General features: G+C 38.6%; 24 protein-coding genes. 4 read left to right on the top strand and 20 right to left on the bottom strand.

Annotation, left to right across the window (positions count from 1 at the left end; all coding sequences use genetic code 11):
- Positions 1–26: 26 nt before the first annotated feature.
- From OPF91_RS02345 to OPF91_RS02355, 3 genes are read right to left on the bottom strand one after another with little or no spacing between them, the layout of a single operon-like run.
- A complete protein-coding gene (locus tag OPF91_RS02345) occupies positions 27–617 on the bottom strand; it encodes a dipicolinate synthase subunit B (RefSeq protein WP_264987068.1) in 591 nt (196 codons plus the stop codon).
- Positions 611–1,390, bottom strand: a complete 780-nt coding sequence (locus OPF91_RS02350) for an NAD(P)-dependent oxidoreductase (protein WP_264987069.1) — start codon at positions 1,388–1,390, stop codon at positions 611–613. The genes OPF91_RS02345 and OPF91_RS02350 overlap by 7 nt, the downstream gene beginning before the upstream one ends.
- 9 nt (positions 1,391–1,399) lie before the next feature.
- A complete protein-coding gene (locus tag OPF91_RS02355; RefSeq protein ID WP_264987070.1) occupies positions 1,400–1,663 on the bottom strand; it encodes a YlmC/YmxH family sporulation protein in 264 nt (87 codons plus the stop codon).
- A gap of 131 nt (positions 1,664–1,794) precedes the next feature.
- Here OPF91_RS02355 and OPF91_RS02360 point away from each other — a divergent pair, with 131 nt between their 5' ends.
- The 4 genes from OPF91_RS02360 to OPF91_RS02375 are packed head-to-tail and all read left to right on the top strand — an operon-like array spanning position 1,795 to position 4,230.
- Entirely contained in the window at positions 1,795–2,175 is a 381-nt protein-coding gene (locus OPF91_RS02360) for a GntR family transcriptional regulator (RefSeq protein WP_264987071.1), read from the top strand.
- The gene (locus OPF91_RS02365; RefSeq protein ID WP_264987072.1) at positions 2,172–3,020 is read left to right on the top strand and encodes an ABC transporter ATP-binding protein; all 849 of its coding nucleotides are present in this window, start codon (positions 2,172–2,174) and stop codon (positions 3,018–3,020) included. Before OPF91_RS02360 ends, OPF91_RS02365 begins: the two co-directional genes overlap by 4 nt.
- Entirely contained in the window at positions 3,017–3,613 is a 597-nt protein-coding gene (locus tag OPF91_RS02370) for an ABC-2 transporter permease (RefSeq protein ID WP_264987073.1), read from the top strand. Before OPF91_RS02365 ends, OPF91_RS02370 begins: the two co-directional genes overlap by 4 nt.
- An 11-nt stretch (positions 3,614–3,624) precedes the next feature.
- Positions 3,625–4,230: an ABC-2 transporter permease gene (locus OPF91_RS02375; RefSeq protein ID WP_264987074.1), complete on the top strand. Its 606-nt coding sequence runs from the start codon at positions 3,625–3,627 to the stop codon at positions 4,228–4,230.
- Positions 4,231–4,278: 48 nt separating this feature from the next.
- Here OPF91_RS02375 and OPF91_RS02380 read toward each other — a convergent pair whose 3' ends face one another.
- From OPF91_RS02380 to rseP, 17 genes are all read right to left on the bottom strand, one after another.
- On the bottom strand, positions 4,279–4,563 hold the full coding sequence (locus OPF91_RS02380) for a hypothetical protein (RefSeq protein ID WP_264987075.1): 285 nt from the start codon (positions 4,561–4,563) through the stop codon (positions 4,279–4,281).
- Between the two features lie 400 nt (positions 4,564–4,963).
- Positions 4,964–5,923 carry an ROK family glucokinase gene (locus OPF91_RS02385; RefSeq protein WP_264987076.1) on the bottom strand — a complete coding sequence of 320 codons (960 nt, stop codon included), beginning with the start codon at positions 5,921–5,923 and terminating at the stop codon, positions 4,964–4,966.
- 96 nt (positions 5,924–6,019) lie between these two features.
- Positions 6,020–7,243, bottom strand: coding sequence for a M16 family metallopeptidase (locus tag OPF91_RS02390; RefSeq protein WP_264987078.1), 1,224 nt, complete (start codon positions 7,241–7,243; stop codon positions 6,020–6,022).
- Between the two features lie 63 nt (positions 7,244–7,306).
- Positions 7,307–9,421, bottom strand: coding sequence for a polyribonucleotide nucleotidyltransferase (pnp, locus tag OPF91_RS02395; RefSeq protein WP_264987079.1), 2,115 nt, complete (start codon positions 9,419–9,421; stop codon positions 7,307–7,309).
- Between the two features lie 261 nt (positions 9,422–9,682).
- Entirely contained in the window at positions 9,683–9,952 is a 270-nt protein-coding gene (gene rpsO, locus OPF91_RS02400) for a 30S ribosomal protein S15 (protein ID WP_264987080.1), read from the bottom strand.
- Positions 9,953–10,180: 228 nt separating this feature from the next.
- Positions 10,181–11,131 (bottom strand): riboflavin biosynthesis protein RibF, encoded by a 951-nt coding sequence (gene ribF, locus OPF91_RS02405; protein WP_264987081.1) that lies wholly within the window; start codon positions 11,129–11,131, stop codon positions 10,181–10,183.
- A gap of 14 nt (positions 11,132–11,145) precedes the next feature.
- Complete coding sequence (truB, locus tag OPF91_RS02410) at positions 11,146–12,057, bottom strand: tRNA pseudouridine(55) synthase TruB (protein ID WP_264987859.1); 912 nt, start codon at positions 12,055–12,057, stop codon at positions 11,146–11,148.
- A 201-nt stretch (positions 12,058–12,258) separates the two neighbouring features.
- The gene (gene rbfA / locus OPF91_RS02415) at positions 12,259–12,600 is read right to left on the bottom strand and encodes a 30S ribosome-binding factor RbfA (protein WP_264987082.1); all 342 of its coding nucleotides are present in this window, start codon (positions 12,598–12,600) and stop codon (positions 12,259–12,261) included.
- Positions 12,601–12,650: 50 nt separating this feature from the next.
- Entirely contained in the window at positions 12,651–12,929 is a 279-nt protein-coding gene (locus OPF91_RS02420; RefSeq protein ID WP_264987083.1) for a DUF503 domain-containing protein, read from the bottom strand.
- Complete coding sequence (gene infB, locus OPF91_RS02425) at positions 12,929–15,187, bottom strand: translation initiation factor IF-2 (protein WP_264987084.1); 2,259 nt, start codon at positions 15,185–15,187, stop codon at positions 12,929–12,931. The genes OPF91_RS02420 and infB overlap by 1 nt, the downstream gene beginning before the upstream one ends.
- Before the next feature lie 14 nt (positions 15,188–15,201).
- Entirely contained in the window at positions 15,202–15,510 is a 309-nt protein-coding gene (locus OPF91_RS02430; protein WP_264987085.1) for a YlxQ family RNA-binding protein, read from the bottom strand.
- Complete coding sequence (gene rnpM / locus OPF91_RS02435) at positions 15,507–15,785, bottom strand: RNase P modulator RnpM (RefSeq protein ID WP_264987086.1); 279 nt, start codon at positions 15,783–15,785, stop codon at positions 15,507–15,509. The genes OPF91_RS02430 and rnpM overlap by 4 nt, the downstream gene beginning before the upstream one ends.
- Before the next feature lie 77 nt (positions 15,786–15,862).
- The gene (gene nusA, locus OPF91_RS02440; RefSeq protein WP_264987087.1) at positions 15,863–16,990 is read right to left on the bottom strand and encodes a transcription termination factor NusA; all 1,128 of its coding nucleotides are present in this window, start codon (positions 16,988–16,990) and stop codon (positions 15,863–15,865) included.
- A 24-nt stretch (positions 16,991–17,014) separates the two neighbouring features.
- The gene (gene rimP / locus OPF91_RS02445) at positions 17,015–17,491 is read right to left on the bottom strand and encodes a ribosome maturation factor RimP (protein ID WP_264987088.1); all 477 of its coding nucleotides are present in this window, start codon (positions 17,489–17,491) and stop codon (positions 17,015–17,017) included.
- 209 nt (positions 17,492–17,700) lie between these two features.
- Entirely contained in the window at positions 17,701–22,035 is a 4,335-nt protein-coding gene (locus OPF91_RS02450) for a PolC-type DNA polymerase III (protein WP_264987089.1), read from the bottom strand.
- 85 nt (positions 22,036–22,120) lie between these two features.
- The gene (locus tag OPF91_RS02455; RefSeq protein ID WP_264987090.1) at positions 22,121–23,827 is read right to left on the bottom strand and encodes a proline--tRNA ligase; all 1,707 of its coding nucleotides are present in this window, start codon (positions 23,825–23,827) and stop codon (positions 22,121–22,123) included.
- A gap of 91 nt (positions 23,828–23,918) precedes the next feature.
- A complete protein-coding gene (gene rseP, locus OPF91_RS02460; RefSeq protein ID WP_264987091.1) occupies positions 23,919–25,178 on the bottom strand; it encodes an RIP metalloprotease RseP in 1,260 nt (419 codons plus the stop codon).
- Between the last annotated feature and the right edge of the window lie 75 nt (positions 25,179–25,253).

Genomic DNA, 25,253 nt, shown 5'->3' on the forward strand with positions numbered 1-25,253 from the left:
ACTGAAAATTGCGTGTAATTTATAAATTATTTAAAATATTGTATTAATAACGGCTGTATTTGTTTTTTTTGCATAATTGCTGTATAAACAGTATCTACCATTTGGGAAAAATCAGCAATTAATGAATTCGGTTTTGTTTGTGGTGCATCTTGCCCAAATGGAATAAAATAAATGTTTTTGGCATTCAGTAGCTTCATAATATTCATGCCATTTAAACCAAGTGCATCGTTTGTTGAAATACCTAAAATGACAGGTGAGCCATTGCGCAATGTAGCTTTAGCAGCCATTAACACAGGACTATCGGTTGCTGCATTGGCAAACTTGCTAATACTATTGCCTGTCATTGGTGCAATGACCATCGCATCTAGTGGATTCGATGGTCCAAATGGTTCTGCCTCCTGAATGGATGTAACTACTTTTTCGCCTGTTAATGCTTCTATTTTAGCAATCCATTCTTCCCCTGTACCAAAACGTGTTGCTGCATGTAAAACAGAGTGCGTAATAATTGGGATTACTGTTGCTCCTACGTCTATAAAATTCTGGATTTTAGGTACAACATCTGCATAGGTGCAATGCGATGCTGTAATACCTAATCCAATACGTTTCTCCATCAGCAAATTTCTTCCTCCTCTATCGCTTTACACAAAATTTCTGCTGCATTATGTGCAAAGTATTTCCCAGGTAATGATGGTAATAAGACATATGTTTGCAATTGCTCTGCATCAATATCTAAACAGCCTGGTTCTGAAGCTAAATCATACATAATGGCAGGAACATGCTCCTGGAATGTTTCTGTTACCCATTTTGCAGGAATCGTGTTAATAAAAATATCATCATAGATAGACCACTGACAGTCATCTAAATTGGAAGCCTTATAGCCATATGCCTGTGCTTCACTAATTTGTACAACTGAACGTGCTACGATATGAACTTGTGCGCCCATCTTTGTTAATAATGAGGCAAGCATTTTAGCAATCCGTCCAAAGCCTGCAATCGTAAATTTTTGTCCATAAATACATTTTTGTTCTAGTCCATAAAATGTGGCGATAAAGCCCTCCGCAGTTAAACGTGCATTTTGCCATATAAATGATTCTTGCTGTAAATAGCAGCATGTTTTATTTTTAGCTAACAGCTGCTTCCACTGCATTGTTAAACGTCCTGTATAAAATTTCACATTCGCTATGCCATATAATTGCTCTACTTCAATTTTTAATGGCAAAATAGGCAAAATAATTTTGTTGGGTTGAAATTCTAGTACAAGTTTATTTAATTCCTCATTCCAGACAGATGTTTTTTTATAAAATACGGTTCTCGCTGGATTTCGTAACATTGTCGCTAGTTCTTTTAATCTAGAATCCTCTCCAATCACTAACCATTTTTCACTTTTCACCTGCTCACCTCACTCTAAAAATTCTGATTGTACAGTTGTTGTTTTATTAAATAAAATGCGATCCTCACCAATTAAAATAATTTCATGCCACGGAATCATTTCACTTACTTTTAATTTCTTTTTTTGGAATGGCAATTTATCTTTGACAATTTCAAAGCCATGAATTTTCCCTGTTTGTATGTCTAATAAGCATTCTGTATGTGCCAAAATGCCAAAGTGTACGCCACCCTCCACTTGAATTAACTCCTTATCCACCATTTCGGATAGTAACATGCCTCATCTCCTCTCTTAGCCATTACCCCAATATATGCCGACATTTTGCAATTCGTGCCCATCTTGTACTTGCATTTATAACATCAACTGTATATAGTGTACATATACAGTTGTAAAACGAGGTGATAACCATGCATATACAATTAAGCAATGCCAGTGACAAGCCAATTTATGAGCAAATCACTACACAGTTAAAAGAGGCTATTTTAGCGAATAGATTACAGGCTGGTGATGCCTTACCATCTATTCGTGCATTGGCAAAAGACTTGCAAATTAGTGTAATGACAACGAAGCGGGCCTATGCAGATTTAGAACGAGATGGTTTTATTGAAACAGTGGCTGGCAAAGGGAGCTTTGTAACAGAGCGCAATCAGGATTTTTTGCGTGAGGAATTACTTAGACAAGTCGAGGTACATGTACAAAAAGCTATTAGAATAGCGAAAACAGCAGGCTTATCCACAGCAGAAATACAAGAATTACTATTATTGTTATTAGAGGAGGATCATTCATGAATGCCATTGAAGTACGCCATCTACATAAAAGCTTTGAAGGGTTTTCATTACACGATATTAGCTTTTCTGTACCTGAAGGAACAATTATGGGCTTTATTGGTGAAAACGGTGCAGGCAAATCAACGACCATTAAATGCATCCTGAATTTATTAAAAAAAGATTATGGCGAAATTTTATTGTTTGGCAAAGATATTGTCGAACATGAAATTTCGATAAAAAATGACATTGGTGTTGTTTTTGACGACTTATATGTACCCGAAACGCTCAATGCGACACAGCTCGACAAAATCATGAAAAAGGTCTTTAAAACATGGGATTCCGACTATTATTTTGAGCGATTAGCCCAATTTAAAGTACCAGCCTATAAGAAGGTCAAAACGTTATCACGAGGAATGAGGATGAAGCTATCCATAGCCTTAGCGTTGGCACATCACCCGAAGCTATTATTATTAGATGAACCAACGAGTGGGCTAGATCCGATTGTTCGTGATGAAATTCTTGATTTACTATTAGCTTATATGGAGGATGAAACACATAGCATTTTATTGTCATCACATATGACAAGCGACCTAGAAAAAATTGCTGATTATATAACATTTATTCATGATGGTGAAATTGTATGGAGTGAGAGTAAGGATGTATTACTTTATGAATATGGCATTTTTAATGGCACACAGGAGGAAGTAAATGAGCTACCAGAGCAAGCCATTATCCGCAAGCGTGCTGGAGCCTTTGGAATCGATGTATTAGTGCAAAAACATGCAGTCAATCCAGTATTTGCTCTCAAAAAGCCGACTATCGAGGACATAATGATATTTTTTGTAAAGGGAGAGGTGTCACGATGAAGGCTCTGTTAGTAAAGGATAGTATGATGGTTCAGCAGCAGCTTAAGATACATATGTTATTTCCTCTCTTGACCATTATGTTTCTATTGATGATGGATACAGACCACTTGATGATGCTGACAATCATCATATTTAGCACTGGGCAGTCGCTCCTTCCGTTTCTTGAGGAAAAGCAAGCAAAATGGGCACAATATTTGAATACCTTACCGATTTCCAAAAAGGAGATTATCTATAGCAAATATACAGTGAGCAGCCTACTTATCATCTGTCATAATCTAATTATGTTACCTATTGCATCCTTCATGTTCTCTGGCAATACATTTGAGAGCAATCATTTTTTGTATACAGGTAGCTTACTTTTTACATTAGCCTGTTGTGCCTTGGCTTTTGCTTTACCATGCTATATTTACTCTCAGCATATCGCTGTAGCCATTGCGCCACTATTCTTCATTATTGGTGTAGCCAAAATGATTTTTACTGATATTGCACAGTTCACTACAGCTATCTTGCTCATAGGACCAGTTGTTGGGCTTATTCTCTTATGGCTATCCTCTTTTGTATCCATAGCACTCTACACAAAAAGAGAATTTTAGGAGGTGTGTTGATGCAAGCGATGCTATTACAACGAATCATGGTACAAAAATGGTCGATTGTTTTTATTCTAATAGTATGTCTATGTCTCCATATTTTTAATTTAGATACATCTTCAATAGGGATTGCGATTGTCATATTTTCTACTTCTATCATTAGTAGCATGTACATAACAGATCGCAAAGTAAATTGGCAGATGTTCGTCAATAGTTTACCTATTTCTAAAAAGGTACAGTTACAGGCAGATTTTCTTTATAGCTATAGTTATGTAGCCTTGCTTTCTATACTGCTAGCACCTAGTTATTTTGCTCAATCTGCTGCAAGTGAAAATTTTATTGAACATTTTTCTATGTATTGTGCGTATAGTAGTAGCGCTATTTTGATTGTCGCTGTGCAACTTTATGTACAACAATTAGAAGAAACAAAGAGCATGCGTGATTCTAGGCTACTCGTTGCGATGTTCCTTATCTTTGCAGTCGTTTTTGCGCTTCATTTTTATTTATCCTTGGTAGCAGCACAGCTTTTTATTATTTTAGTGCCCACATTTATCAGTATCATTATTAGTCTATACATTTTTCGAAAATGCGTTCTATTATATCAGGAAAAAGAATGTTTATAACAACAAGAGATTCGACCATCTATAGGCCGAATCTCTTCATAGTGTTCATTATTTTTTATCCACCACGATATGTGTTAATGTACCATCTTCCACCCCAATCGCAAAGGCTTTGCCGAATCCAACAACATAGCGCCCTTCTACTGGTGTTAATTCAAATAAGGCGAAGTCCAGTGAACGTAATAATGCCATCATTTGTGCGTTAAATAATGCATCAAAAGCAGCGAATATTTCTTCATGATCAGCATTGCCTAAATACGTTGGTTTACACTGCCAACGTGCTCTTTCTGGTGCAAATGGATTCGTCGTCACCGCTTCATCTGCTACACAAATCACGCTGACAAATTATGCCTGCTGCATCAGCTGGAAATGCTCCACAAGCTGACTAAGATATACATAAAGTGAACCTTCAATCGGTGGGGGGTCTCCTCATCCCCACCGATTGGTAGTTTCACCAATCGGGTTTTTACAGGCTGTTGATTCCCCGCTTACACAGTTCATTTCCACTCACTATTTTGAAGTGGGGGTCTTACAGCCTGTTAATACGGGATAAAATTTACTATTCATACGTACAAAAGGTGTTGTACTACTAAAAGGGTTACCCTCTTTGTCTACAAAACTTCATGCTGTGCCTTCACTTCTTCTAAATTAATTGCTTTTTGCATGCTTCATCCCCCCTCTACATTTTAAAGAACAAAAGGACTGTTAGAAAAATATTTTCTTACAGTCCCCATTTTTATATTGTAAATTGATGTACTAATGATGCTGCACCAATAACACCTGCATCATTTCCTAGTTGCGCTAATTTCAATTTTGTTGTTTCGCGCACTTGTAAAAATGCAGCTTTTTCAAAATACTTTTGGACACCTTGTAGCAAAATATCGCCAGCCGCTGATACACCGCCACCAATGACAATCGTTTCTGGATGTAAAATATTGGCGATATTTCCGCAAGAGTATCCTAAATAAAATGAAAATTTATCGACAATTGTTTGTGCGAATAGATCGCCCTCTTTTGCTTTATCAAAAATCAATTTTGCTGTTACTTCTTGCCCATTCGTAATCCATGTATGCAGTGATGATGACTCTTTATATGTTTGTGCCATATCTTGTGCTAAACGTACAATCCCTGTTGCACTAGCAACTGTTTCCAAGCAGCCTACATTTCCACATGTGCATAAATAACCATTTGGATCAACATTCATATGACCAATTTCTCCGGCTGCACCAACACCATGAATTAATTTGCCCTCCGATACAATGCCACCGCCAACACCTGTGCCTAACGTGATGAATACAACATTGGCACTGCCATCTCCAGCTCCTTGCCACTGCTCACCTAAGGCAGCGACATTGGCATCATTGTCAACATAGCATGGAATACCTGTTGCTTGCTCGATTTGCGCCTTTACAGGTTGCAATGTACGCCAGTTTAAATTATAAGCACCAATGACTGTACCGTTATGAATATCCACAGAGCCAGGAGAGCCCATACCAATGCCAACAAAGTCCTCCGCTGTTAGGTCTTCTTGCTGTAAGCATTCTTTGATAGATTGAATAATATCTGGCACAATATGTTGACCTTCTTGCTCAACATTCGTCTGTATCGTCCATTTTTTTAAAATGTCGCCAGCCTCTGTTAAAATCGCAAATTTAACTGTTGTCCCACCAAGGTCAATTCCTAGTAACTTTTTCATCTTAATCTCCCACCCCAACATACAAAAATCTATATTTACTGAATTTTTTCACACTGTCATCAATATAGCATATTTTTTTCTAGCTAGCTATATTCGCTATTCAATTGGCCCAATCATCGCAATAGCTGGCTCTGCCTTTAAAATCTTTGCAATTAAACGATTCACTGATTCCATTGACACGGCATCAATCGACGCTAACACTTCATCGACAGAACGGTGCTTGCCATGTACAAGCTCACTTGTGCCATTGCGATTCATCCGCGCACCTGTACCCTCCAAGCCAAGCACAAAGCTACCTTTTAGCTGCTCTTTCGCATTATCTAATTCCTCTTCTGTAATGCCACCAGCCACTATATCAAGTAATGTCGCATCAATCGTATGCTGTAATTGTGGCAATTGTTGACGGCTTGTACTGCCATATATCGTAAATGTACCTACATCAACATAACAAGATTGGTAAGAAAAAATTGTATAGGCTAAGCCACGTTCTTCACGGACTTCTTGAAATAAACGAGAGCTCATATTGCCACCAATAATATTATTCAATGCGATAAAGCTATACATATCAGGATCTTTCACATGAATAGCTGGAAAAGACATCGCTAAATGTGCCTGCTCTGTATCACGTGTTTTCATGATTTCACCCGCATGGAAAGCTGGCGTCGTTAATGTTGGAGTAATAGCAAGTGGCGATGCTTCATAGTGACCGAATAATTCTTCAATCGTTTGCAGAAGCGCCTTTGAAATATTTCCCGCCACCGAAATGACAACCGATGCTGGTCCATAATGTTTTGCCATATACTGACGAATTTTTTCTGCTGTGAATGTCGGTAATGTCTTCGCTGTCCCTAAAATAGGACGACCTAGTGCATCATTTGGATACATAACTTCCCATAGCTTTTCATGGACATCATCATCTGGTGCATCTTCACTCATGAATATTTCCTCTAGTACCACTTGTCGTTCCTTCTCTAATTCTTCTTCCGCAAAGGTAGAGTTGAAAAACATATCTGCTAAAATGGTAATTGCTCGTTCTGCATGATGGTCTAATACTTTTGCATAATAACATGTATTTTCTTTTGATGTGAAAGCATTAAGTTCACCACCAATTCGATCAAATTCTTCAGCAATTTGACGAGCTGTACGATTAGCTGTGCCTTTAAATAGCATATGCTCGATAAAATGGGTGATGCCATTTTCTTCTGGTAGCTCATAGCGAGAGCCTGCATTAACAAAAATACCAATTGCCACTGAACGCACTGAATCTATTTGCTCGGAGACAATGCGCACACCATTTTGACATGTATGTACTTGTATCAAAAAAACTCCTCCAGACTATTATGAAAAAAAGGCTACGCATGATACGCAGCCTTTTTGCATTTCTTATTTATCTTGCTCAGCGCGTTCCTTCTCTTCTTTAACGACCACTTTACGTGATAAATTCACACGCCCTTGTTTGTCGATTTCAATAACTTTTACAAGTAATTGATCGCCAAGTTTAAGCACATCTTCCACTTGCTTTGTGCGCTCTTCCTGAATTTCAGAAATGTGTAATAACCCATCTTTACCTGCGAAGATTTCACAGAACGCACCGAATTTTTCAATGCGTTTTACTGTTGCTAAGTAGTACTCGCCCTCTTTTGCTTCACGCACGATATCTTCAATGATTTGTTTTGCACGAGCATTCATTTCTTCATTTGCAGAAGAAATATAAATTGTACCATCTTGCTCTGTATCAATTTTTACGCCTGTTTCTTCAATAATTTTATTGATTTGCTTACCACCAGGTCCGATGACATCACGGATTTTATCTGGATTGATTTTCACAATCACGATTTTTGGTGCAAATTCAGATAATTTTCCACGTGGCTCAGCAAGCGTTGCTAACATAGATTCTAAAATGTGCATACGTCCTACTTTTGCCTGTGTTAACGCTTCTTCTAAAATATTGCGTGATAAACCATCAATTTTAATGTCCATTTGTAGCGCTGTAACACCTTTTGCTGTACCTGCTACTTTAAAGTCCATATCACCAAGATGATCTTCCATCCCTTGAATATCCGTTAAAATGGAGTAATGCTCACCTTTTTTAATAAGTCCCATTGCAATACCTGCTACTGGTGCTTTTAATGGTACACCTGCATCCATCATTGCCAATGTTGAGGCACAAATAGAAGCCTGTGATGTTGAACCATTTGATTCTAATACTTCTGATACACAGCGAATTGTATATGGGAATACTGATTCATCTGGGATTACCGCCTCTAACGCACGTTCACCTAGTGCACCGTGACCGATTTCACGACGACCTGGTCCACGAATCGGACCTGTTTCCCCTACTGAGAATTGAGGGAAGTTATAATGATGCATAAAGCGTTTTGATTCTTCTACACCTAAACCATCAATAATTTGCACATCACCTAGTGCACCTAATGTACAAATAGATAGTGCTTGTGTTTGTCCACGTGTAAATAATGCCGAACCATGTGTACGTTGTAATAAACCTGTTTCAGAGGACAGTGGACGAATTTCATCTAATTTACGACCATCTGGACGCACTTTATCTTCTGTAATTTGGCGACGTACTTCATCCTTCACCATTTTATCTAAAATTGTATAAACTTGCTTCATTGTCACGTCATCTGCTTCTTGTTCTTCATAAGAAGCAATGATGCGATCTTTTACTGCTTGAATCGCTTCATCACGTGCATGCTTTTCTGCTGTTTGAATAGCATCGTGCATATCTTGCTCACATGCCGCTTTAATAGCTGCTTGAATTACTTCGTCAATTTCAAACAATGTCACTGGCAATTTTTCTTTGCCTACTTCAGCCACAATTTGTTCTTGGAAAGCAATCATTTTTTTAATTTCTTCATGACCAAACATGATGGCTTCAAGCATCACTTCTTCTGGTACTTCTAATGCGCCTGCCTCTACCATGTTAATAGCATCTTTATTACCCGCTACAGATAAATGTACAGTTGAACGGTTTGATTGTTCTACTGTTGGGTTAACGATGAACTCGCCATCAATATAGCCTACTTGTACACCTGCAATTGGTCCATTGAATGGAATATCTGAAATCGCTAGTGCTAACGATGAACCAATCATCGCCGCCATTTCAGAAGTACAATCCGAATCATTTGACATAACCATAGAAATTACTTGTACTTCATTACGGAAACCGTCTGGGAACATAGGACGAATTGGACGGTCGATTAAGCGGCTAGCTAAAATTGCTTTTTCAGATGGGCGTCCTTCACGTTTAATAAAGCCACCAGGAATTTTACCTGCTGCATATAAACGCTCTTCATAGTTTACTGTTAATGGGAAGAAATCTAGTGGCTTTGGTGATTTAGACATTGTCGCTGTTGACAGTACAGATGTATCACCATAGCGTACTAATACAGCTCCATTTGCTTGCTTTGCTAACTGGCCAACTTCAATGACAAGCGGACGGCCAGCCCATTCGTATGAATAGACTTTCTTTTCGTTCATTCAATGAACCCCTCTCTATTTATAAACCACACTTATTTGTCTGTATGTACTTAATTGTAAGTGTACCAAAAATGTTTGTTCTATGCGAAATATTTCATAAAATAATCTTCTATACTTCATTATGACCAAATAACCGCCATTTTATTTTCTCTTGCCTCAACACATATGTTTTCTATGCAAGTCTTCAAAAATCTAAACGAAATAGAATAAATTTCTATACATAAAGAAAAAGCGGGAATAATCCCGCTTTTTGATTGTCAATTAGCGACGTAAGCCTAGACGAGTGATTAATTCACGGTAGCGTTGTACGTCAGTTTCACGAAGATATTTTAGTAGGTGACGACGACGACCTACCATTTTAAGAAGACCACGCTCAGAGTGGAAATCTTTTTTGTGTGTACGTAAGTGCGTATTTAAAGCATTGATTTCTGCTGTTAATACTGCAATTTGTACTTCTGGTGAACCAGTATCACTTTCGTGTGTACGGTACTCAGCGATAATTTCGTTTTTACGTTGTTTTGTAATAGCCATTTTGTATGGACCTCCTAGAATAAGTATTCATCCCCAGTAGCACAGTATACGTTGGAGTTATCGATATACCGAGCTAAGGTTAAGCATATTAGCACTTATGAATATTATCATAAATATAAACAGCAAGCAAGCATTAACTATTGATTCTGTATTTTCAAGCTCCCTCAGAAAGCTACTCTTCAAAATCCTCAACATTTGCAAGGGCTTTATGAAGAGCCTTTCACTGGATCAAGAGAAATCCTTAAAATAATGAATTGCTGCTTGCTTATCCTTTTCAATTTGTGTCTTTAAAGACTCGATACCATCAAATTTTTGCTCACTGCGAATTCGCTTATACCAAGCCACTTGCACTTCTTCACCATAAATATTTTTATCAAAATCAAGTATATGCACTTCAATGGATAATTGCTTGTCATTTGGATCTTTAAAGGTCGGTTTATAGCCTACATTACAAACACCATCATACCAATGATTTTGTACACGTAGACGCACTGCATAAACACCGCTAGCAGGAATGTACGTCCCCTCTAAAGCCTGTACATTGGCTGTTGGGAATCCTATTGTTCGACCACGCTTATCTCCATGCACCACAATGCCAGTAATGTCAAACGGTCTTCCTAATAATCGTCTCACCTCTTCCATAGCGCCTTCTTGTAAAAGCTGACGAATACGAGTAGAGCTTATTTTTTCCTCTTGATCTGTTTGTTTGTCAACTACCGTCACACCGTAATCACCTTGACTTAAGCGATACATATCTTCCATTGTCCCTTGACCAAATGCACCGAAAGAAAAATCAAAACCAGCCGTGACATGACGAATATTTAAATTACGAATAAATGTATCAATAAAGGCTGCTGGAGAAAGCTTAGCAAAGTCTGATGTAAAATGAACAACAAACATTGTATCGACACCTAATTCTTCACAAAGTGTTAGCTTCTGTTGCAGCAATGTAATATAAAATACTTTTTCGTTTCGTCCACCTAGCACAACTGAAGGATGCGGATCAAATGTCATAACAGCCGTTGGAATTTGCAGTCGTTCTCCTTCTTTTTTAGCTGCTTTAATGACTGCTTGATGTCCTTTATGTACACCATCAAAAAAACCTAACGCTAAGGAATAAGGCTGCATACCTTCTTTTTGCTGTAATTGATGTGGATATTTTAAATGTATGACCTCCATGCCAAAAAATCCCCCTACTCTATCGTTGGAAACATTTTATGTGGCTTCATCCATCCTTCTTTTGTTGGATGGGCATGATAGATTGCCACTGCTTTTCCATGTATACCAAAAACAATTTTATCATGCTTCTTTAATAATGCCTCTGCAGGTAACACTTGTCCATTAAAAATTTCTTTTTCATTACTCGCTGTTATTTCCATGTATGGATAATCGGTTAACGCATACTCCACTGGTAATATACATGTCTCCAGTTGCCCTGCTTCCACTAAATCAGCCACTTGTGTCAATGTAAAACAATTTTCTTGGGTAAACGTACCTGATGCTGTACGCACAAGCTCCTTCATATGAGCAGGATAGCCTAATGCTTCCCCAATTTGTACTGCTAATGTACGAATATAGGTACCTTTACTACAAGAAATGCGTACAGGGAAGGTAATTTCTTGCCCTTCATACAGTGCCTTATCCTCCAGTATTTCCAATGCATAAATCGTCACTTGACGTGTTGGTCTTTCCACAACCTGACCTTTGCGTGCATATTCATATAGACGTTTGCCATTTACTTTCACCGCCGAAAACATCGGTGGTGTTTGCTCAATGACACCTGTTAAGGACGCCAATACTTCGAGCACTCGTGTGCGTGTTAATTGCTTCATCGTATCATCTTGTTCTACCGTTTCACCTTCTGCATCTTCCGTTGTTGTCGTACGCCCTATCGAAATGATAGCTTCGTACGTTTTTCCTACATCGGTTAAATACTCTGCAATACGTGTGGCTTGCCCAATGCAAATAGGTAGCACACCTTCAACACCTGGATCGAGTGTACCTGTGTGCCCTACCTTTTTCGTGCGTAAAATTTTGCGTAGCTTAAATACACAATCATGGCTCGTCATACCACGTTCTTTCCATAATGGTAAAATACCGTTCATCTTCATTCGGCAATTCCTTCCCTTCGTATAGGGAGGAATCGTCTTCTCTCCTTTCGATTAACAAGGTACTCACATGCGCCACCCTCATTCGTTTTTTAACATGAGCAGACGTATGAATGTTAGTACTATCCAGTAAACACAGGTCAAATAAAAAAGTCTGCCTGCATAAACATGCATTCGGCAGACTTTTCCATAGGTATATTATTCCTTGTGTAAATTACGAAGCAATGTATCGATACGATTACCATATTCAATAGATGAATCAAACTCAAAAATTAATTCTGGTGTTCGACGTAAACGGATTCGAGAACCGATTTCTGAACGAATGAAACCAGAAGCCTTCACTAATGCTTTCAATGTTTCTTCTCGTTCACGCTCATTGCCTAATGTTGTAATATAAATAGTTGCTTGCTGTAAATCACCTGTTACTTCTACACCTGTTACTGTGACGAAGCCAACACGTGGATCTTTAATTTTACGACCAAGAATATCGCCTAATTCTTTTTTCATTTGTTCGGCGACACGGTTTGAACGTAGAGACATAGTTTGTCACCTCAATTTCAATATACGGATAACTGTTCTATCCATACAACTTACAAATACTCTCTCCACACATCTAATGGTTCCCAAGCTGGATTCGATTGTAAATAGTGGAGAGCATGGTTGATTTCACGCTCTGCGGCTTCTTTCGAAGAAGCCACTGCAACAAGCGCTAATTTTGTACGCTGCCATACATTTTGATGATCAATTTCTGCAATGGAAACATTAAATTTTTGCTTCGTACGTGTTAGCATACGTTGCAAGACAGCACGCTTTTCTTTCAATGAATGGGCAGTTTGAATAATGAATTCAATCTCTGCATAAACAATCATTAGACACGTTTAACTTCTTCCATAATGTAGGCTTCAATAATATCGCCTTCTTTAATATCGTTGAAGTTTGTAATCGTAATACCACATTCATAGCCTCTTGCAACTTCTTTCACTTCGTCCTTGAAGCGTTTTAATGTATCCAATTCACCTTCAAAAATAACAACATTATCACGGATTACACGGACACCTGAATCACGTGTCACTTTTCCTTCTGTTACATATGAACCCGCAATTGTTCCTACTTTAGATACTTTAATTGTTTGACGAACTTCTGCTTGACCAATAATTTTTTCTTCAAATTCAGGATCAAGCATCCCTTTCATCGCTTGTTCGATTTCTTCAATTACTTTGTAGATAACACGGTGTAGACGAATATCTACGCCTTCTTCTTCTGCTGCACGTTTCGCATTGACATCTGGACGAACATTGAAACCAATGACGATTGCATTTGAAGCAGCTGCAAGAGAAATATCTGATTCTGTAATCGCTCCAGCGCCTGTATGAATGATTTTGACATTAACACCTTCAACATCAATTTTCATTAAAGAGGCTGCCATTGCTTCTACTGTACCTTGTACGTCTGCTTTGACGATTAAGTTCAGCTCTTTCATTTCACCTTGGCTCATTTGCTCAAATAAGTTATCCAATGTCACACGTTGTTTTTCTGAACGTTGTGCTTGAATAGCCGATGTTGCACGAGTTTCTCCAACTTGACGTGCTGTTTTTTCATCTTCAAAGACAACGAAACGGTCACCAGCTTGCGGTACTTCATTTAGTCCTGTAATTTCTACTGGTGTAGATGGACCCGCTTCTTTTACACGACGCCCTTTGTCATTGACCATCGCACGAACACGACCAAATGCGTGACCTACAACGATTGGATCCCCTATTTTTAATGTACCATCTTGTACTAAAAGTGTGGCAACAGAGCCACGACCTTTATCAAGCTGTGCTTCAATTACTGTACCAAGTGCTAGACGATTTGGATTTGCTTTTAATTCTGCTACTTCAGATACAAGTAAAATCATTTCTAATAATGTATCAATACCTTCGCCTTTTAATGCCGAAATTGGTACAAAAATTGTATCGCCGCCCCAATCTTCAGGCACTAAACCATGCTCTGTTAGCTCCTGCATTACACGATCAGGATTAGCAGATGGTTTATCCATTTTATTCACCGCTACAATAATTGGCACTTCTGCCGCTTTTGCATGGTTAATGGCTTCTACTGTTTGTGGCATTACACCATCATCTGCTGCTACTACTAAAATCGTTAAGTCTGTTACTTTTGCTCCACGTGCACGCATTGTTGTAAAAGCAGCATGTCCTGGTGTATCAAGGAACGTAATTTTTTTGTCATTTTCGATTACTTGGTATGCACCGATATGCTGTGTAATCCCACCAGCTTCTCCTGCTGTTACCTTTGTATTACGAATCGAATCAAGCAATGTTGTTTTACCATGGTCAACGTGACCCATAATTGTGACAACAGGTGGACGTTCAGATAAATCTGCTTCTTTCACTTCTTCCGTTTGCTCGAAGTGTGTTTCTAAATCTGTAATATCAATACGAATTTCTTCTTCTACTTCTACACCGTAGTCTGCGCAAATTAACTCAATGGCATCCTTATCTAGCTCTTGGTTAATTGTGGCCATTACACCAAGCATAAATAATTTTTTGATGATTTCAGATGGTTCGCGGTGTAGCTTTTTAGCTAATTCTGCTACTGAAAGTGATTCTACAAATGTAATTTTTTCTGGAAGCTCTTTTTGTTTAACTGGTGCAGTTGGTTGATGACTTCTTTGTGGACGACGTTTGCCTCCATGGATACCTGGTTTTGGACGTTGGTTATAGCCTCCGCCACCTCGACGATTATTATTATTGTTATTGTTGTTATTATTATTTTGTGTCATATTTCGATTTTGATTACCTTTTGCATTCTTAGATTTTTCGTTGTTAGACGAATTTGAGTTTTGCTGATTATTTGCTTTCGGCCTAGCAGTCATAGCTTGCTGCTTTTGGCCTTCTTGCTTTTTCACCGTTTGTTGCGGTTGCTGCGCTACATGTTGAGTAGATGGCCTTGCTGCTTTTTTTTCTGTAGGTGCTTTAAACGTATTGTTTAATTTTTCAACCATATCTTTTTCTAACATCGACATATGGTTCGCCACACTTACATTTAATTTACTTAGCGCTTCAATAACCTCTTTACTCGTTTTTTTCACTTGTTTCGCATATTCATGAACTCTGATTTTGGTCATCTGCTCACCCCCGATTATTTTTCGTTGAGTAGACTAGACAATTTACTTGCAAAACCTTTATCGGTAATCGCTAAAGCCACTCGGGCCTCCTTACCTGTAGCATGTCCTAGATCATAACGATCGCCAATTACATGATACTCAACGTTGTAATACGTGCATTTGTCTTGAATTTTCTTGCTGGCATTTTTAGCCGCATCACTTGCTAGGATGATTAGTTTGGCATTGCCATTGCGAATTTCTTTCACAACTAAATCTTCTCCTGACACGATTTTACGTGCTCTTGCTGCAAGTCCAAGCAAATTAAATACTGCTTGATCCATCATAAAATAGACTCCCTTTGGATAAGGAAAATCAATTCATCATAGATTGTATCTGGAATTTGTGCTTCTAATTGATGCCCTAATACATTTTTTTTACGTGCGATTTCAACCGCTTTTTCTGATTTAGATAAGTATGCACCACGTCCTGGCTTTTTACCAGTGACATCCACACTTACCTCACCTTCTTTAGAGCGTACTACACGAATCATCGCTTTCTTCGGTAGCATTTCTCCAGTTGCTACACATTTCCGAAGCGGTACTTTTTTATTAATAGCCATAAACATCACCTTTCCTCTCTGCAGATTGTCGTAAGAGGTGGACTAGCTTTGCTCTATTGTAACATGAGCTTTCTTATTTATTCCTCATCGTCTTGATATAAATCAACTTCTACATCTGCATCGTCCATCATTGGTACAAATGTGCTTGTCTCAGATGGATAAATACCTAATTCACGTGCATCTGTTTCGCTCTTAATATCAATTTTCCAGCCTGTTAGCTTCGCTGCTAAACGTGCATTTTGACCACGTTTACCAATAGCTAATGATAATTGGTAATCTGGTACGACCACTGTTGTTGATTTTTCTTCTTCATTCACTTGTACATCTAATACTTTTGATGGACTTAAAGCATTCGCTACAAACACCACTGGATCTTCTGACCATTCAACGATATCAATTTTCTCACCATTTAGCTCGTTGACGATTGTTTGCACACGTGCACCTTTTGCTCCTACACATGAACCAACTGGGTCTACTTCTTCATTATGTGCATGAACAGAGATTTTTGAACGATCTCCTGCTTCACGAGCAATCGATTTAATTTCCACAATACCCTCATAAATTTCAGGCACTTCCATTTCAAATAAGCGACGCAATAAGCCAGGATGTGTACGTGACACAATCACTTGTGGTCCACGTGTTGTACGCTCTACTTTTGTAATATACACTTTGATACGATCATGTGGATTATATGTTTCACCTTGAATTTGCTCGTTTTGTGGTAATGCTGCTTCCACTTTTCCTAAGCCAACATAAATATTACGTGCATCTAAGCGTTCTACAACACCTGTTACAATGTCATCTTCACGGTCAACATATTGCTCATAGATTAACCCACGCTCTGCTTCACGTACACGCTGTGTCACCACTTGCTTTGCTGTTTGTGCTGCAATTCGCCCAAAATTACGTGGAGTCACCTCTTGTTCTACCACATCTTCTAATTGGTAAGCTGGATTAATGGCTTTTGCATCTTCTAAAGAAATTTGTAAACGCTCATCCTCTACAACTTCTACCACATCTTTACGTGAAAATACACGCATAGAGCCTTTATCTAAATTCAAATCTACACGAACATTTTGCGCCTGATTGAAATTACGCTTATAAGCTGTCACTAATGCCGCCTCAATCGCTTCAATCAATACGTCTCTTGAAATTCCCTTTTGTTCTTCTAGCGCTGTTAACGCATCTAACAAATCACTACTCATGTTCTTTTCACTCCTAAATATGCATTATGCTGAAAAATCAATGGCTAAGCGTGCCAACGCAATTTTTTCCTGTTCAATTGTTACTGTTAATTTACGTGTTTTAATGCGTACTTCCATCACTAATGTTTGTTCATCATATGATGTTAAGTAGCCTTGGAATTCCTTCATGTCCTTAATCGGTTCATACGTTTTCACATAAATAAATTTACCGATTGCCTTCGCAAAATCAGCATCTTTCTTTAATGGACGTTCTGCACCTGGTGAGGAAACTTCCAAATAATAATTTTGTGTAATCGGATCTTTTTCATCCAGTAGTAAGCTTAGTCTTTCACTCACTTGCGCACATTGATCAATATCAATGCCGCCCTCAGGTGTATCCACGTAGACACGTAAAAACCAGTTACGTCCTTCTTTTACAAACTCAATATCTACTAACTCAAGCTGTAACTCTTCAACAATCGGTTTCGCGAGCTCTTCAATTAAAGATGGTATTTTGCTCATTATTTCCTCCTGCATATGTCAAATTGTAGCTTAATAAAACAGAAATTCCACCAGTTAGCTTGGTGAAATCACACGGTCTTACCTGCTGTTCGTCAAAATTTGTTTGTTACTAACAACAGAAAAGAGCGGGAACACCCCACTCTTTTGCTGGAAAACTATCAACAAATTATTACCATAACAATAACACAATTGATGGGACAATGCAAATGTTAGAACAAGGACAATTGATTTGCATCAGGCATTCCTTCTAAGCAACCTAATTGGTCCATATATTCAATCAGCGTTTTGGATACACGTCCACGTTGTTGCAAGTCTTCCTTCGATAAAAATTCGCCGTCTGCTCGGGCTGCGACAATCATTTTAGCAACGTTTGTCCCAAGGCCTGGAATCGCATCGAATGGTGGAATTAATGCATTCCCATCAATGACAAATTCACTTGCCTGTGAACGATATAAATCAACCTTTTGGAAGCTCATGCCACGTTCGCACATTTCTAAAGCTAGCTCCAACACCGTTAATAAGTTACGCTCTTTCGGTGAAGCATCCAGCCCTTTCATATTGATTTCATCAATTTTGGAACGAATCATTTGTGAGCCTTGTGTCATCGAGATTAAATCGAAATCGCCTGCTCTAACAGTAAAGTAAGCAGCATAATAAAGGATTGGGAAATGTACTTTAAACCATGCAATACGCACCGCCATTAATACATAGGCAGCAGCATGTGCCTTAGGGAACATGTACTTAATTTTTTTACAGGAATCAATATACCAAGCTGGTACCTTATTTTTAAGCATTTCCTCTTCCATTTCATCCGTTAAGCCTTTCCCTTTACGCACCGACTCCATAATTTTAAAGGCGAATGCTGGATCAAGCCCTTGATAAATTAAATACACCATAATATCATCACGACAACCAATTACTTCTGCTAACACACATGTACCGTTTTGAATTAACTCCTGTGCATTACCAAGCCAGACGTCTGTCCCATGAGAAAGTCCTGAGATTTGAACAAGCTCTGAAAATGTAGATGGTTTTGTATCCTCTAACATTTGACGTACAAAGCGGGTTCCAAACTCTGGAATACCTAATGTACCTGTTTTACAGCCAATTTGCTCTTCTGTCACACCCAATGACTCTGTATTGCTAAAAATTTGCATGACAACAGGATCATCTGTTGGAATCGTCTTTGGATCAATGCCAGACAAATCTTGCAACATCCGAATCATCGTCGGATCATCGTGCCCAAGAATATCAAGCTTCAAAATATTATCGTGAATCGAATGGAAGTCGAAATGGGTTGTACGCCATTCTGCATCCTGTGCATCAGCAGGGAACTGCACTGGCGAAAAGTCGTATATATCCATATAATCTGGCACAACAATAATCCCACCTGGATGCTGACCTGTCGTTCGCTTTACTCCTGTACACCCTTGGACAAGTCGATCTACTTCTGCACCACGAAAATGTAAATTATGATCACTTGCATAACCTTTTACATAGCCATATGCTGTCTTTTCCGCTACCGTACCAATCGTTCCTGCACGATAAACATAATCCTCACCAAAAAGCACTTTCGTATAATTATGTGCCTGTGGTTGATATTCACCCGAGAAATTCAAGTCAATATCTGGAACTTTATCCCCTTTAAACCCTAAAAAAGTTTCAAATGGAATATCCTGCCCATCTTTTTTATACGGCGTACCACACTTCACACAATCTTTGTTTGGTAAGTCAAAGCCTGAGCTAACAGAACCATCATCGAAGAACTCAGAATGCTTACACACAGGACAAATATAATGTGGTGGTAATGGGTTGACCTCTGTAATTTCCATAAATGTGGCGACTAAAGAGGAGCCGACCGAGCCACGTGAACCAACCAAATAACCATCAGCTAATGATTTTTTTACAAGCTTTGCAGAAATTAAATAAATCACCCCAAAGCCATGTCCTAAAATTGATTTTAATTCCTTTTCGATACGAGCTTGCACAATTTCTGGTAACTGCTCCCCGTAGATTTGATGTGCCATATCATACGTTAAATTCGTTACTTCATCATCAGAGCCTTCAATTTTGGGTGTGTATAAATCATCTTTAATTGGCTTAACATCCCCAATCATATTGGCTATTTTTTGTGCATTCGTCACAACGATTTCTTTAGCTATCTCAGGTCCTAAAAAATCGAATTCCTGAAGCATCTCATCTGTTGTTCGTAAATGCACTTCGGGTAATTTAGATTTATTTAACATATTAGCTCCACCTTGAGAGCCGATTAATATTTGTCTAAATACCGCATCTGTTGGATCTAAATAATGAACATTCCCTGTAGCTACAACAGGCTTATTCAATTTTTTGCCTAGCTTCACCAACTTGCGAACAATATCTTCCAATGTCCACTCATCACGTACAACATTCCGTTCAATTAACGGCGCATAGACAGCTTTCGGTTGGACTTCGATATAATCATAAAATCGTGCTACTTGCTCCGCTTCCTCAGGTGATTTATTCATCATCGTTTCAAATACTTCACCATTGCTACAGCCTGAGCCTATTAGCAATCCTTCTCTGTACTGCTCTAAAACAGCTCGAGTCACACGAGGTACACGGTAAAAGGTTTTCGTATGTGCATGTGAGACAAGTTTAAATAAATTTTTCAATCCTGCATTATCTACTGCTAAAATCGTACAATGCATAGGACGTGCTTTTTTATAAGCATCCCCACCACCAATATGTTTATTAAAATCATCATGGTAGAGAACATTGAATTCAGCTGTCGCATCCTTTAATAGCTGTAACAATAAATACCCTGTTGCCTCGGTATCATATATCGCACGGTGGTGCTGTGTTAAATCAATATTGAATTTTTTACATAATGTATTCAAACGATGGTTTTTCATCGTTGGATAGAGCAATCTTGCCAACTCTAATGTATCAATAACAGGATGGATTGTATCACTCAGTCCATACTTACGATAGCCTGTATATAAAAAGCCAATATCAAAGGACGCATTATGTGCCACAACAATACCATCTTCAATAAAGGCATGGAACTCTTTAATGACTTGCTCCACTTCTGGTGCATTGCGTACCATATCATCTGTAATACCTGTTAACTCAATCGTTGTAGCAGATAGTGGATGATGTGGATTAGCAAAGCTTTCATACTTATCAATGACCTGTCCATTTTTAATTTTGACAGCAGCCAGCTCGATAATAGTATCATAGGCTGTTGATAAACCCGTCGTTTCTACGTCAAATACAACATATGTCGCATCCTCTAATAACCGATGTTCCGCAGCATAGGCAATCGGTACACCATCATCTACTAAATTCGCCTCTAAGCCATAAATAACTTTAATGCCATGCTTTTTACCTGCTGCATAGGCATCTGGGAACGACTGTACAACAGCATGATCCGTAATCGCAATCGCTGGATGTCCCCATTTTGCAGCTTGCCCTATTAAACGATCTACAGGTGTGACAGCATCCATTTGACTCATTGGTGTATGCAAATGGAGCTCCACTCGCTTTTCTCCTTCTGGTGCTGTATCTTGTCGTGCTTCTTTCTTTATTTCATTAATATCATTCGCCATAACGATTAAATCACGAATAAATGTATCTGTTTGCACAGAGCCACGTACTTTAACCCACATGCCCTTCTTCAAATGTTGCATTAACTCAGCATCCTCGTTATCCCTTGAAAACATTTTAACAATGATGGAGTCTGTGTAATCGGTCATTTTAATTTGCAATAAAGAACGACCACTCTTCAGCTCTTTAATCTCCGTATCAAAAACAAAGCCTTCGATAATGACACGACGTTCTTCCTCAACAATGCGTTTAATTTCCATGACTTCATCATCTTTAATGAGTATGCCAAGCTGGAATGGACGATCACCAAGCTGGGCAATCGCTGGGTTGTCTTTCTTTTCCTGCTCACGCTGTTGGAAATCTTGAATTGCTTGCTGTGCTAATGCGGCTTCCTCTAAACGCCTTTGTTCAATAAAAGCCTCTTGTGCAGCAATAACCTCAGCCGTCTTTTCCTGTAACTCCACATCTACTACGATTGTAGGGAAGCCAAACTGCTGATAACTTACCGCAATTTTTTCAGCATACTTCGTTTTGAGCATCATCAGCTCCATTTCCTGCATACAAGACAATGTTAGCTTTTGCCCATTCCAAACTGGGATTTGTGACACAAGACCATTCTTCAATGTTGGTGCCATTTCATCGATTTGTTCTACAACGGTCAACCAGTAGGCTTGTACTAACTCCTCTGTTACCGTCTGCTCCATCGCTTCAAATGTGGTTTGAATTTGCGCAATCGCTGCAAACTTTTCTGCTAAGTGCGTACGAAAAAGTTGATACATTGAAAAAGGCAGTATATTTTTTAACTTAATCGAAAAATGCCAACATCTATTTTTCTTGTGTACAGTTAATCGAGTCAATTCACCATCCTCAAAAAAGGACATATAGACATCATCGGTTAATTCTAGCTGCTGTAAAAGCATTTGAAATCTCGCTCTTGCCTCCTGCTGCTGTTCCAATGGGTGACACCTACTTTCTATGCTAGTCAAGCAAAAAATTCGCTCCCTTTTGGATAGAGGTTGCGAATTTTTGACTATCTCTTCGTTAGTTTTTACGGAAGAATTCATTTAAACGATCAATGACTTCTTCCTTCTTCCATTCAAATGTTTCACCTGTTTGACGGAATTTCACTTCTACAATACCTTCAGTCGCTTTTTTACCTACTGTAATGCGGACAGGTAAACCGATTAAATCAGCATCTGCAAATTTAACACCTGCTCGCTCTGCACGGTCATCTAATAGTACATCATAACGGTATGACTTTAATAAGCCATATAATTCATCCGCCAAAGCCACTTGTGCCTCATCTTTTGTATTCACAGGAATCACGTGAATGTCATATGGTGCTAACTGTATTGGCCATGTAAAACCATTGTCATCTTGGAAATGTTCAGCAACTGCCGCTAAAATACGAGAAACGCCAATACCATAGCACCCCATAATAAATGGCTGCGCTTTCCCCTGCTCATCTAAAAATGTACCATTCATTTTCGCTGAATAGGTTGTGCCTAATTTAAAGATGTGACCAACCTCAATACCTTCTGCAAATTTAATTGTACCTTGTCCATCTGGAGAAGGGTCACCCTCTTGAATAAAGCGAATATCTAAGTAGTCATTTACAGCAAAGTCTCGCTCTGGGTTCACATTCACTAAATGGAAGCCATCCTCATTCGCACCTGCTACACCATTACGAATTGATTTAATCGCTTGATCTGCTACTACTTTCACGTCCACTGGCAATTTAACCGGCCCAATAGAACCTACACCACAGTTTAATAATGCACGAATAGCCGCTTCATCTGCTAATTCAACATTTCCTGCATCTAGCGCATTTTTTAATTTAATGTCGTTAATTTCATGGTCACCACGTGCTAGTACAACGACTAGCTCGCCATCTACATCAAATACTAATGTTTTAATCACATTCGATGCTTCTACTTGTAAAAATGCTGACACTTCTTCAATTGTTTTTTGGTCAGGTGTTGCTACTTTTTCTAGTTCTTTCAAGTTTTCCGTTGATGGTTGATAATCTACAACAACTTCAGCCATCTCGATATTTGCTGCATAGTCAGATGTATCTGAGTAGGCAATTGTATCTTCACCGATTTCAGAAAGCACCATAAATTCATGTGTGCCCTTCCCACCGATAGAGCCTGCGTCTGCAATAACAGCACGATAGTTTAAACCAAGGCGTGAAAAAATAGTAGAATATGCACGATACATATCTTCATATGTTTCATCTAAGCTTTCACGTGTCGCATGGAAAGAATACGCATCTTTCATGATGAACTCTCTACCACGTAGCAAACCAAAACGTGGACGCTTTTCATCACGGAATTTTGTTTGAATTTGATAGAGTGTTAATGGTAATTTTTTATAAGATTTCACTTCATCACGTACTAATGTTGTAATGACTTCTTCATGTGTTGGTCCTAATGCAAAGTCTCGATTATGGCGATCTTGTAAGCGCATTAACTCAGGTCCATACTTCTCCCAACGACCAGACTCTTGCCAAAGCTCTGCTGATTGTAAGGCTGGCATCAATAATTCAATCGAATTGATTGCTTCCATTTCCTCACGAATAATTTGCTCAATTTTTGATAATACACGTTTAGCAAATGGCAAATACGAATAGACACCGCTTGTATTTTGACGAATAAATCCTGCACGTAGTAGCTGCTTATGTGATTTAACTTCTGCATCTGCAGGTACTTCACGTAGTGTTGGAATAAATGTTTTACTTTGCTTCATTCAGTGATCCACCTTTTTCTTTAAATAAGTTCATTCTTTCATTAGCATAAACAAATTTAGCTTTGAGCGCAATTGCTCAAAGCTAAATCGTTTAAAAGAAGAAACGTTGAATATCATTCCATGTCACAACAACCATTAAAATCATTAGTAACACAATGCCCACGAAATGCACCATGCCTTCTTTTTGTCGATCCACTGGTTTGCCCCGTACCGCTTCAAAACCAAAGAACAATAAACGTCCACCATCAAGAGCTGGTAATGGTAGTAAGTTCATAATTCCTAGATTAATACTTAGCATCGCCGCAAAATTCATTAAAGCAAAAATGCCCCATGCTGTCACAGTCTCTGTTGTTTTATAAATACCTACAGGACCCGATAAATCATCCAAATGGAAACCACCTGTCACAAGCAAGCCCAATAATCTAAAAATTTCCTTCGTCATATGATATGTCTGTTCCCCACCATAAACGACTGCTTTTAATGGATTATGCACTCTTGGACTTGTGACACCGATTTGACCATATGTGTTACCACCACTGTCTGTCACTGCTTTCACTGTTAACGCAACCTGTTCGACTTGTCCATTTCGTTCAAACGTCATATCGATTGTTTCACCAGGTTTACTTTGAATAACACTGACTAAATCTTCCCACGTTTGAATAGCCTGTCCGTCAATCGCTGTCACTCTGTCACCTTCAAGCATACCCGCCTGTGCAGCAGGTCTATCTGGTACAACATCTGTAATGATTGGCTCATTCGTTGGTACACCATTTAATAAACCAATCAATACATAAATCACAAAGGCAAGGATAAAGTTAAACAATGGTCCTGCAAAAATAGCCATCGCACGTTGTCCAACTGTTTTTGCGTTAAATTGACGATCATATGGTGCAATCAATGTTTCTTTGCCATTTTCCACAAGGATACAATTTCTTGCTACCGTATATCGTACTAAGTTTTCTTCCTCGTCATAGCCTTCTACAAATAAATCTTTCTCTAAATCAGCACGTTCTACTTCTAAAAACAATAAATCAGGTACTTGTCGATTATTTTGATTGAAAATAATTTTTTGGACAATATTATCTTCATTGACAATTAGCCCTACACGATAGCCTGGCTGTAGCTCTGTCCCATCCATATCTTCGCCCGCCATGCGTACATAACCACCGATTGGCAATAAACGAAGTGTATAAATTGTTTCACCATGTGTCTTCCCATAAATTTTCGGTCCCATACCAATAGCAAATTCACGTACCATAATGCCAGCACGTTTTGCAAAAATAAAGTGACCAAGCTCATGGAAAAATACAAGTAAGCCAAATATGACAATAAATGCAATGGCTGTTTGCATACGATCCCACCTTTAGTTAACGATACTCTCGTTATTTTACCCTGTATTAACAGTTTGTAAGCCCTTCATTTCAAC

The organism is Lysinibacillus piscis (assembly GCF_026012395.1).
GTDB classification, from domain to species: Bacteria; Bacillota; Bacilli; order Bacillales_A; family Planococcaceae; genus Lysinibacillus; species Lysinibacillus piscis.